This window comes from Aquipuribacter aurantiacus, assembly GCF_051216895.1.
In the GTDB taxonomy this organism is placed as follows: Bacteria; Actinomycetota; Actinomycetes; order Actinomycetales; family JBBAYJ01; genus Aquipuribacter.
This window is the reverse complement of sequence record NZ_JBPKAO010000005.1, coordinates 1-10,969: the sequence shown is the minus strand read 5'-3', so window position 1 is coordinate 10,969 and position 10,969 is coordinate 1. Positions and strand designations below refer to the sequence as shown.

At 68.5% G+C, this 10,969-nt stretch carries 7 protein-coding genes; 2 read left to right on the top strand and 5 right to left on the bottom strand.

Going from position 1 to position 10,969, the window contains the following annotated elements; genetic code table 11:
- Positions 1 to 4 precede the first annotated feature (4 nt).
- The 3 genes from ACR80Q_RS08315 to ACR80Q_RS08305 all read right to left on the bottom strand — a co-directional run bounded on the left by ACR80Q_RS08315 (position 5) and on the right by ACR80Q_RS08305 (position 5,824).
- Positions 5 to 2,992 (bottom strand): hypothetical protein, encoded by a 2,988-nt coding sequence (locus ACR80Q_RS08315; protein WP_435377131.1) that lies wholly within the window; start codon positions 2,990 to 2,992, stop codon positions 5 to 7.
- Positions 2,993 to 3,806: 814 nt separating this feature from the next.
- Complete coding sequence (locus tag ACR80Q_RS08310) at positions 3,807 to 4,307, bottom strand: hypothetical protein (RefSeq protein WP_435377130.1); 501 nt, start codon at positions 4,305 to 4,307, stop codon at positions 3,807 to 3,809.
- A gap of 314 nt (positions 4,308 to 4,621) precedes the next feature.
- Positions 4,622 to 5,824 carry a hypothetical protein gene (locus ACR80Q_RS08305; RefSeq protein ID WP_435377129.1) on the bottom strand — a complete coding sequence of 401 codons (1,203 nt, stop codon included), beginning with the start codon at positions 5,822 to 5,824 and terminating at the stop codon, positions 4,622 to 4,624.
- Positions 5,825 to 6,185: 361 nt separating this feature from the next.
- Here ACR80Q_RS08305 and dcm point away from each other — a divergent pair, with 361 nt between their 5' ends.
- Both dcm and ACR80Q_RS08295 read left to right on the top strand, forming a co-directional pair.
- Positions 6,186 to 7,613, top strand: coding sequence for a DNA (cytosine-5-)-methyltransferase (gene dcm / locus ACR80Q_RS08300; RefSeq protein WP_435377128.1), 1,428 nt, complete (start codon positions 6,186 to 6,188; stop codon positions 7,611 to 7,613).
- Positions 7,614 to 7,654: 41 nt separating this feature from the next.
- Entirely contained in the window at positions 7,655 to 8,110 is a 456-nt protein-coding gene (locus tag ACR80Q_RS08295; RefSeq protein ID WP_435377127.1) for a very short patch repair endonuclease, read from the top strand.
- Between the two features lie 105 nt (positions 8,111 to 8,215).
- Here the strand turns inward: ACR80Q_RS08295 and ACR80Q_RS08290 are convergent, their stop codons facing one another.
- A complete protein-coding gene (locus ACR80Q_RS08290; RefSeq protein WP_435377126.1) occupies positions 8,216 to 9,283 on the bottom strand; it encodes a hypothetical protein in 1,068 nt (355 codons plus the stop codon).
- 811 nt (positions 9,284 to 10,094) lie between these two features.
- On the bottom strand, positions 10,095 to 10,448 hold the full coding sequence (locus ACR80Q_RS08285) for a hypothetical protein (RefSeq protein WP_435377125.1): 354 nt from the start codon (positions 10,446 to 10,448) through the stop codon (positions 10,095 to 10,097).
- Positions 10,449 to 10,969: the final 521 nt, after the last annotated feature.

Here is a 10,969-nt window from a genome sequence, read left to right as displayed (position 1 = left end):
TCTCCTAGTTGCTCATGACGGTCGCAAGGTGGTCGGCGAGCCCAGCGGGCACGTCGGCGTACCGGTGGCAGTGGCGGCGGGTGCCGCTGCTCAGGCGGGACTCGACACCCAGGGCGCCGGAAGCAAGTGCGACCGATCGGCCGTAGAGCCCGGGGAGCTGGCAACCACGCGGGAGGACGAGCTGCTCCGACGCACGCAGGTGCGCGAACAGGACGGTCCCCTCCAGGTTGGCGGCGAGGTGCTTGGCCAGGTAGACGTCCACCCTGCACGCGGTCCCTGCCCGCACATCCGCCTCGTCGCGGAATAGGTCGACCGTCTCGTAGCCGCGCCGCAACCGGTAAGCACCCGGACCGCTGGTGTCGTGCACCAGTACCCACGAAGCCGCAGGGACGTCGAAGCGGGACGCCTCGTCGTACCCCGGCATAGGGATCCTCTCGAGGGCGGCCGCGACCTGGCTCAGCGGGGGGAGCGTCTTGGCCACCGCCGAACCGGCGTCGGGGGCAACACTCACGTCCTCGGGCAGAACCCCCTGGAGCGCATCCTCGGGCAGCCCGGTCAGCACCCACCCGCCAGGGTCCTCGCCCCGCTCGAGAAAGCTGAGCAGCCCACCGGCTGCTGCTGCCGCCACACCGACGTCGTGGACGAGGCTGTCCGGCCAGTACCCAGTGAGGTGCCACCGACCGGTCGAGTCCTCGGCCACCGCGGTCCCCGCCACCGCCCACCTGACGGGCACGAGCCGGCTGTCGCGCTGGATGTCGACGTGCCCCAGCGCCTCGATGGCGCGGATGAACTGCCCGACGAACAGGGGGGTGCCCTCCAGCTGGGTGGCGACCGCCTCGAGCTGCCGGATGCTGCCTCCCCCGAGGTGGCCCAGTGCCCCGAGTGCCGCCGGCCAGTCGTAGACCCGGTCGATGCTTGCGGGTGGCAGGTCAGCCACGCTGACACCTTCGGCAACACGAGCGGACGCTTGCTGAGTCTGGCCCCAGCGCAGCCATCCGGGCCACCGCTTCACGAGCCCGCAGGAGGAGCACTGGCCCTCCACGTAGCGCTGCGCCCGGCCACCGTGAAAGTCAGGGAGCTCGAACCGGTGTGCTCCGGTGACGACGCACGACGTGGGGTCGACCGACCCGAGCCGCACGACCGGGCGCGCAGGCACCGCGCTCTCACGGGTCGCCCATGGCGCGCCCCGCGGTGCTACCAGCGGCTCGAGATCTAGGTTGATCGCCCCAGCAGCAACCGACCCGTCGACGTAGACGGTGTCCGCCTCCTCGTGGAACGGCGTTGCGGACAGAGCGCCCGCGGCTGTCGAACCGGTGCTGTAGACGAGCGCCGCGACGTCCTCGAAACCTGCGTCTGGTTCGTCAGCCGATCGAAGCCGCACCGACACCCTCTGGACAGGGGCACTCTTCAGCGCTGTGTAGAGCTCGAGGTCGTAGTCGCCTTGCTCAAGCCCGGCCTCGCCGAGGGGAGCGACCAGGACCCCGCCGTCGCCTGCCCACCGGTGGAGCTCGGCCTGCGAGTCCCGTTCCCGGAGCACCACATGCACCTCGCCCCCGGCCTCAGCGACAGCCCTGGCCTCCGGCGGAGCCGAGACGACCCACTTCCGCACCCGCGAGGGAATCCGGACGCCGCCCGCGAGCGTCAGCTGGGTGCTGGACATCGGGACCAGCTCTTGCGGTGCCGCATCGGCTGGCGAAGCAAACAGCTGGACCCCTTCGACCAGGACCCAGCCGTGCGGGACGCCCGTGCCCTCGACAACGTCCCACCCAGGGCGTGCACAGCTCTCGAGCACGCGTCGGACCCTGTCCAGCACGAGACTGCCGCCCTCGGTCCGTACGAGCAGCACGGAGTCGGCGGCGAGCTGCGCCCGCTCCTGCTCGACGAACGAGGCTTGGAGCTCGTCGTACACCAGAGGGACAATGCTCCGTGGGCGGTGGGTGAACTCGACCTCCCCGTCAGCCCGGAGGCGGACGACTGAGTCCAGCAACGATGAGACGTCGATGCCGGCACCGGACATCGTCCGCCAGAGCCCGGCCGTCGCAGGGACCAGAGTCACTGGAACCCAGGAGGCGTCCTCCGCCAGCGCCGTGGCCTGGCCGTCGAAGTCGCTGCCAGCCCTCATGGCCATCCCGATGTCGACCGAGGCGCCACGAAAGGTGCGCCGGACGTCCACCACGAGGAGGGCGCGACGGCCCTGGGACCTGATCTCGGAGGTCCCGGGGAGCGTGCCGTCCCAGTGCGCTAGCTCGACCGACACGAGCGACGCGAGCCGCTCCCTGCTGGCCGCCCTCGTCCAGAGTCGGCGGAAGGCCGACGACAGAATGGGGTGCGAAGAGGCGAGGTACTGCTCCAGGTGGCGCTCGATGTCAGAGGTGGACAAGCGCATCCCGGCAGCGAGACCCAGGTCGTCGAAGACCAACGGCAGTCGTGCCCGGTCCCCTCGGTTCACCAGGGCCTGCGATATCGGGAGGCTGACATAGCGGTGGCTCAGTGCGTAGGCGGTCGGTAGACCGCGGCGGCCGTCCAGCCGCTCAAGCCATCCGTTGACGGCTGACCAGAACTCTTCGGCGTGGCTCCTGTAGTGGGCCTTCAGACGCTCGTCCACGTCCGGCAACCCGAGGATGCGTGCAAGCCGGGCGTAGTAGGCATGGGGAGGGAGGTCCCCGTCGCTCCGGCCCATCTCTTCAGCGGCCATCACGGTCACGGCGAGGAAGGCCAGCACGGGTGGGGGGCCGAGGCGGTCGTCACGGCGCCAGCGAGCCAGCTCACGTGCGAGGCCGCGGAAATCGCAGCGGCCGTCGGGAAGGGCCGCTTCACGCACTGCTTCGACAAGCGCGTCCCGGGCGCGCTCGGGGGGACAACCGACGTCGGCTGCCATCTTGCCCAGCGCATCGGCTTCGATGTCGAGGTACGCGGGGCTCGTCTCGGTCAGCTCGGGGTACAGGACGTCTGCGACCGCAGCGTTCCAACGCAGATACTCCACGCGCATCACGGCCTCCACCTCTCTGTCGTACAAACCGGAACAGCGAGAGGACTCTTGCGGTGGCCCCCGACACAACACCCCTGGAACGTTCCAGCAGACGCTATCCGGCGACCTGGGCCTCGGGTGGCCTCATGGGCAGATTGACAAACAAGCCGTCGTGCGTCTTCCTCCGTCACCCCCAAGTCGGACCTGACACCGGGAACTGCTGCACGCGAGGCTGGGGCCATGAGCATGCGTGCGCACCGACGCAGCCCCCAACCCGGGGGCCGCGATAGCGGAGGGAACGCCCCAAGCTCGCGCGGACCTGCTCCTGGCTGATCGACGTCAGCACCACCAGATCTGCTGCCACGTCCCTGTGTGAACCGCGCGCGTCGGTCAGCGGTGGGGCAACTTCGCCGTCGCTCCCTGGAACCTGTTGACATTCTGTGGCGGTTGGGCCGCTGGGTCGCTCGTGCCGGACAGCGGTAGGGCCGATCGCTGCAGTAGATGGGGGTGGCGGAGGCTCGGCAGCACGTCGTTTCCCTACCGCTGTCGACTCGTCCGGGGGCCTACTCCTAGGGGTCACACTCGACGAAGCACGCTCTTGGCCTTGCCCGGCCAAGGTCGGGGTGGCGCTCTCCTGCGGACGCCTGCAAGCGGGCGGGCTTATGCGCTTCCTTGCTCGTCACGATGGGATACTCGACTGCTTCGCCACGCGCTCTGTCGCCGCCCGCCGCTGAGTCGCTGTCGCCCGCTCAGGCAGCCGCACCCGGCGGCGAAGCCGAAGTCCGCTGTATCGACCCGCCAGCGAGATAGGCCATGGCAAGGGCCTCTAAACTGCCGACTATCTGACGAACAGTTCGGTCACATCGAGAAAGGGAACGTCGCGACCGATCGTCCAGCCACGCTCAAACCGATCCGTCTGAGCGCCACCCCAAGGATGTCCAATGGTCTCGTACTTTTCGCGGTGTTTGCGACCGAATGACTCGTATAGTTCAGCAGCGGCGTACCGCCTAGCTCGGACCACCGACGCAGTTGCCGGGTCAATTTCGAGCGTGATGACGTCGTGCGTGAACGAGCGAATATTTCCGGGTCGCTTGCCCCGCGAGAAGGTCTTGACTTGCAGGTCGCCGTCAGACGGGGTTCGCGCGTCGTACGCCTTGGTGTCGAAGCCTTCTACGTGACCTCCGAACGCTCGAGCCACTAGCTCCTCGCCATACTGACCGAGGATGCTCGTCGTGTTGATCCCCCTGCTCGCGACCGCGTGAGCCAATCGAACGAGATCGGCGGTCTGCCAGGCACCGGCCGCAATTGCCTCAATCACTTCGTCTGCGGTTGCAACCATTTTGATCCTCCAGAGTCGCGTGCTTACCTGACGTACGGTCGTCCGTTAGCCTCGCGGACAGTACCGACGGTCGCCCTTCACCACGCAGCGGCACTCAGCCGGGCGAGCATCGGCGTCTAGGTGGCTTGGAAGAAGCGACTTGAACGACAACGGCCGGCGAGGACGGCCAGCGAGGACGGCCAGCGAGGACGGCCATTGTCGGATGGCCACTAGGAGCCTTCCCCATCTCGGGGCGTCGGACCTCTCCACCGGCCGTGCCCTCGCTCCACGCTGGTCACGCTGCGAGACCCGTGCAGTCGACGGGGGCCCGGACGTTACGGCGCGCTCCCTGCGGGGTCTGAGTAGATGAGGAAGTTGTCGATGTTCGTCTTCCGGATCATGACCTTTAGCGCGCGAGCGGCGCCACCGGGCTGCCTGCCTTGAGCATAGTCACCTAGCACGACGTGAAAATTGGCCTCGTTGATCTCTAAGATGGACATCTTTAGGAAGCGAACCGACTCCTTGAACCGTGTGGCGTAAGAGAGCGGATCGTAGGCTTTCCTAGCCTGGAAGCCAGTTGACCGTTTCCACTCGTTCCACGCGATGGTCGCCGTGTCGGCGTTGTCACGAGCATGGGTCGTCTCGTGCTCGTAGATCACGTACCAGAAACGACCGAACTGGCGGACGCATCGTGCGATGTCGTCGGCGTCATTGCCCGGCGATTCGTGCTTGTTGACGTTCGATGCCTTCAGGTCGCCGTAATAGTCCAGCGCGCCGTTGCTCTTGAAGACGAGGTCGTAGTCGAATTGTCCTTTGCCCTTGATCTTCTGATATTCGACAAGGTGGCTGAGGCCGTGGGCGCGGATGAACAGATCAAGGCGGTATTCGAGGTAAAACCCTGGCCACTCGCCCTGAAACGTATCCGGCCAGCTGGCGTCAAACATCTCCTGGACAGTGACGAGCGCATCCAGCCGTCCCATCTTGAGAAACTCGTCGTTGAACTTCTGAAACACACCGATACGCGGGTGCCTGGGCGCATACCCCTCGCGCAGGTACCGGGCGAACTCCACGGCTTTGACGCTCGTCAAGCGGTTGCCGTTGCGGTCAACACGTGAAAACTGCCCTGACGTCTGCGCCTGGTAGAGGTCATTGGTTAAGACGTGTGCCGCAGAGTTGTTTGCCTTGCGCCGTACGTACGTGCTCGGGGCGAAATCAACAAAGATCGTGACCTGGCCGTAGTGGTAGATCCCGACGAAGCGTGTCACCAGGCCAGCGACTGCGGCCTGGCGCTGCACCTCTAGCCACCCCGTGGGGATCTGGATTCGCTTCTTGAAGCCTGGCCATGGTTTCCCGAGGTGTGTCACTTGCTTCTTCAGGATCACCTGGTCGCCAAACCTCACGACCCGCTCCCCGGCGTAGGTCGTGACGGCCGATCCTGGCAACGCGTCCAGGAGCAGCTGGTTCTTGCGCGCGTCGCTGAGGGTCGTATCGGCGTCTTCTATCAACTCGCCGTTCGGTCCGATCTGATCGACTGACATCGATCCCACTGCAGCCCCCTCTCGGCCCCGGCCCGGTGGAGAGTAGCGGTGACGCCGTGCGACTGCAGCGGATCGCTCTGGAGCCGTTGCCCTGACCTTGCTACGGGGTCTCGCGCATCGCGACCGCTGGTCCTCTCGGCGGGTGCGTGGGTCCTCGATCCGGTCCACAGCGTGTTCGACCGCTCGTGCATGGACGTCTGCCGCGGCACCTCGTGGCGGGAGCCGTGCGCCCGCCACCCGCCGCCGCGGGCGCCGCCACGTGTCCCCGGCCGGCCAACCAGGGGACGTACGCGACCCCTACCCGTCTGCTGCGCGCGTGGCGATGTTGCTCCACCCGGCAACCCGTGCCAAGCTACAACACGTGTTCGAAGCAGCTTCTGCGGACCAGCCGTCCCCGTTTCGGTACGCCGACCTGTTCGCGGGCATCGGCGGCTTCGCGGCAGCCCTCAACGCTCTTGGTGGCGAGCACGCCTATGCGGTGGAGATAGACGGCCCCGCGGCTCAGGTCTACCACCGCAACTGGGGCCACGACCCGCTCGGCGACGTCACCACGCACGCGACCGACACCGTGATGGAGGTCGGTCCCCATGACGTCCTCGCCGGCGGGTTTCCCTGTCAGCCGTTCTCCAAGAGCGGCGCCCAGAAGGGCATGGACGAGATCCGCGGGACGCTGTTCTTCAACATCATGGAGGTCGTCCAGGCGCGACGCCCGACCCTCGTGGTCTTGGAGAACGTCCGCAACCTCGTCGGCCCCCGCCACACCCACGAGTGGGCCGTCATCATCGAGCGCCTGCGCGCTGAGGGCTACCAGGTGTCTGAGACGCCGGCGATCTTCTCTCCCCACCAGATCGACCCCGACTTCGGTGGGTCTCCCCAGGTCCGTGACCGGGTATTCATCACCGCCACCCTTGTGCCGGACGGCCACGTCGCCGACCCGATGGTGCCCCCGGTGTCGTTGCTACCGGAGGTCCTGATGCAGCGCGAGTGGGACCTCGCCGAGGACCTGCCGCTCGACGACGCCCATTACGTCCCCGGCACCGGCCTGAGCCAGGACGAGGTCACCTGGATCGAGCACTGGGAGGAGTGGGTGCAAGTCATGCTCGCCCTGCGGGCCGCGGACGCGGACGCGGCCGGCGAGCCGGCCCGCCGACTGCCCGGGTTCCCGATCTGGGCCAACGTCTGGGTGTCGTCGGCCCGGCAACGCCGCGATCTCATGCACCCGGGTGGCGTGCAGGTGCCGGCGTGGAAGGCGGTGTTCCTGCAGAAGAACTGGCAGCTGTACGACCGGCTCCGCGACGCGGACGGCCCCTGGCTGGCGACCTGGCTGAAGAAGACCCGGACCTTCCCCGAGAGCCGCCAGAAGCTGGAGTGGCAGGCCCAGGACGAGACGTCGTTGTGGAACTGCGTCATCTCCCTGCGTCCGTCAGGCTTGCGCGTCAAGCGCATGACTCACCTGCCGGCGCTGGTCGCGATCACTCAGACCCCGATCCTCGGGCCCCGCGGAAGACGCCTCTCGCCGCGCGAGGCCGCCCGGTTGCAGGGCCTGCCCGACGAGTACGACTTCGGGGACCAGCGCGACGCCCTGACGTACAAGCAGCTCGGCAACGGGGTCAACGTCGGCGTGGTCTGGAACGTCCTCAAGGCGCACGTGCGCCGCGACACGGAGCTGCTGCTCGCTACCGAGCGGGGGCGAGCCATCCACGCCGCCGTCACTAGCGCCCCCGCCGACCCCACGACCGAGGTACGGCGGGCGCTGCTTAGCCGGACGAGCCTCACCGCGGCCGGCTGACACCGCGGGCGTCCGACGCAGCAGCTGCTCGAGAAACCCCGATGCCACCCGCGTTCCACGTCCCCGTTCACCCGGGGTCTAGCGGCGAGCAGGTCTCACGCCGCATGTCGACGCTGCGCCGACGCGACAACTCTCGTGAGGTCGCTTTGCGCCGCGCGCTGCACAGGACCGGCCTGAGATTTCGCGTGTCCTACCCCGTGCCGGGCCTGAACCGGCGATCCATTGACGTCGCGTTCACCCGCTTCAAGGTCGCGGTGTTCCTGGATGGTTGCTTCTGGCACGGGTGCCCCGAGCACGGCACCAGCCCACAGTCCAACAGCACGTGGTGGGCCACCAAGCTGGGCGCGAACGTGGCCCGAGACCTGGACACCAACGCACACCTGGCCGCCGCTGGCTGGCAGGTGGTGCGGATCTGGGAGCACACCGACCTGGACGACGCGACGGCAGCCGTGCAGGCCGCCCTCCGCGCACGGGGATTGAGCCCCCGCGTTCGATAGGCGCAACGTTCACTCGGGAGCCACATGCCTCGGTCGTGGCAACAGGCATACAGGAGGCTTTGCGTCGAAGGGACCGTCCTCACAGTTGCACGAGTTCCTGCCCCGCTACCTGGCCCACCCAGGTTCGGGGAGTGGCAGCACGGTCTGGACGTGAAGGTCAACGAGGCGCCTGCCGGCAGGTTGCCTCACGTGGTCATCTCCCAACCTCGTTCGTCTGCCGAGTTCGAGACCTGATGTTGCTGACATGGCGGTTGCGGCTGCGGTGACCGTGCCGTCGGTAGCCGCACCTATCCGAGATGCCACGGGGGGCGGGAGAGGGACGAGGTCGTTGTGGCGAAGCGCTCTTGGATCCACGGGGCTGGCTAGAGCTCCTAGATGTCCGTCGCGCTTGCGGGGTTCACCTTCGCGGACTGGAGCATCGGCGGCGAAGTATGCGGTGAGAGCGTTCCGAGCCGGCACGTAGGCGTTGGCCTGAGGCGCTGTGTCCTGGAGGTGGTGCGCCAAGTCTGCGGCCGCGGTGAGGGCCTGCTGCAGGCCGTCGGCGGCCTCGGGGAGGTCGACGCGCGCTGCAATCCTGGCCGGGCTTTCCGGGGACGTGGTGCGGTGGGTGATCTCGAGCAGGGCGGCACGGACCTCGGCTGCGGTGGCGAGGAGGTCTGGGTCGGTGCGGGCGGTGCTGGCGTCGGTGAGTCGGCGCCATTGTGCGGCCACGTCGGCCCAGGCCGCCTGCGTCGCCTCGAGGGCGGGTTCAGCACGGAGCCGGATGGAGGGGTCGAGCTCCCCGGCGTCTACGCCGCCTCGGATGACGGCGAAGGCGGCGGCGCTGACGTACACCTGGGTCGCGGCGATGAGAGCGAGGTTCGCGGGAGCGGGTGCGTACGCGATAGCGCGGTGGGCGTGGATGTCCCATCGGACCAGCGCCGCGTGCAGGCGTCCGACGCCGTTAATGCGGGGTTGGTGTTCACCCTCTGCTGCGGTGACGAAGCGGCGTCCGACGTAGGCACCGGCGAGGCGTTCGAAGACCTCGAGCCGCCTGAGGGCTTCGGTGCCCCGGGGCACGGCGCGGGTCTCTCTGAGGTTGCGGGAGCCGTGGGTCCGGCGTAGCTCGTCCTGCACGTGCTGCCGCACGGCGAGCCCGGTGCCGTGGCTGGCCACGTGCAGGGTGTGGATCACCCTGGTCCGCGCCGCCAACACGTCCGCACGCACGGCAGGCAGCAGGCCGGGCCTCGGGGGCTGCGTGTGGAACCGGTCCACGAGGCCGGCGGCGCGGGTGAAGGTTTCCGCGATGCGGAGCAGCCGCTCGTCGGCGGGCCCGTCCCCGGGCCAGCCCACGGTGAGTTGGCGGCGGTGCATGCGTTGGGCGTGCGCCTGCAGGCGGGTCAGGATCTCCGCGTCTGCACGTCCTTGAGCGGTGGGGGTCGGCGCCGGAAGGCTGCGCCATAGCTCGGCTGCTGCTTGGACCGTCTCGCCCCAGGTCCGAAGCAAGGCCGCGGCTTGGTCGCCGTTGAGGTCGAGGAGGAGGTCGCGGGCGAGGTGGTCCGCGTCTCGCAGCAGCTCGCCGACGNGCCGGGCCTCGGGGGCTGCGTGTGGAACCGGTCCACGAGGCCGGCGGCGCGGGTGAAGGTTTCCGCGATGCGGAGCAGCCGCTCGTCGGCGGGCCCGTCCCCGGGCCAGCCCACGGTGAGTTGGCGGCGGTGCATGCGTTGGGCGTGCGCCTGCAGGCGGGTCAGGATCTCCGCGTCTGCACGTCCTTGAGCGGTGGGGGTCGGCGCCGGAAGGCTGCGCCATAGCTCGGCTGCTGCTTGGACCGTCTCGCCCCAGGTCCGAAGCAAGGCCGCGGCTTGGTCGCCGTTGAGGTCGAGGAGGAGGTCGCGGGCGAGGTGGTCCGCGTCTCGCAGCAGCTCGCCGACGCTGCGACGGTCATGGGCCCAGGCGACGTGTGGGTCGTCGTTGAGATCCGGCGGGCGCGGCCACCCAGCCGAGGTCACGGTTGTCCCCTCACGGAGCCCGCTTGTTCGGTGCCCAGAAAGACGGTGGCTTCGGCGAGGAGGTCGCAGATCCGCACCACGAGTCCAGACATGCCGGCGGGGAACGCGTCTATGGGCAGCGAACGACAAAGGGCTTCCGCGGCGGAGAGGGTCTGGAGGGCTCCGGCGGGGAGGTGTTCCGGCCCGTAGTCGTCGACAGGCGGCTCCGGGAGGAGGCTGGCCGCCTCGCAGGCGGCGAGCTCCGCCCCGAGGGCGAGCGGATGCCCGGCCGACGAGAGACCTTCTGCTTGCGCCTGCAGGCGAACTTGCTCCGCGGCGTCCTGCAGGAGCCATCGCACCTGCGCCAGCACGACCGTCGCCTCTGGCTCCGTGCCATCCCGTCGCGCACGGGGCGACGGTCCGAGGCCAGCCACAGCCTGGCTCTTGACTGCGCCAACCCGGACGGAGGGCCCGTCATGACCGTTGTCTTGGCGCTTCATGCGCTCCTCCTTCTCTAGCTCCGCACCGGGCCCTCGCCACGCGCTGTGGCCGGTACCGAGTCGCGCCGCTCGACGACCAGCCGACCCGGCATCTGCGTCACGATCACGCTGGCCGCACGGCCCTTACCTGAGTAGGGGCGAGCCGGCGGCCCGGTGGTCATCCACGGGCGCCAGAGTTCGAGCCCAGCCAGAGCCGGGCCGGTGCGGGACCGCACGCGTCGAATTCCGCGACTGTGAACGTTTCGAGCCCTGGACTGTGGCGGGTCGTTGCTCAGGGCATTCCGAGCGCGCGGCGTCACGTCGCGCCGGCCGACCGCGTTCACCCTCGAGGTCCTTCGTCCCCCCTGGATCGAAGGACCAAGATCATCTGGCACACACCTCTTGCACCATCG

Coding starts and splice junctions, on each gene's coding strand:
- ACR80Q_RS08310 (WP_435377130.1), bottom strand. CDS start 4,307: ATGGTTGCAACCGCAGACGAAGTGATTGAGGCAATTGCGGCCGGTGCC.
- ACR80Q_RS08305 (WP_435377129.1), bottom strand. CDS start 5,824: ATGTCAGTCGATCAGATCGGACCGAACGGCGAGTTGATAGAAGACGCC.
- ACR80Q_RS08295 (WP_435377127.1), top strand. CDS start 7,655: ATGCCACCCGCGTTCCACGTCCCCGTTCACCCGGGGTCTAGCGGCGAG.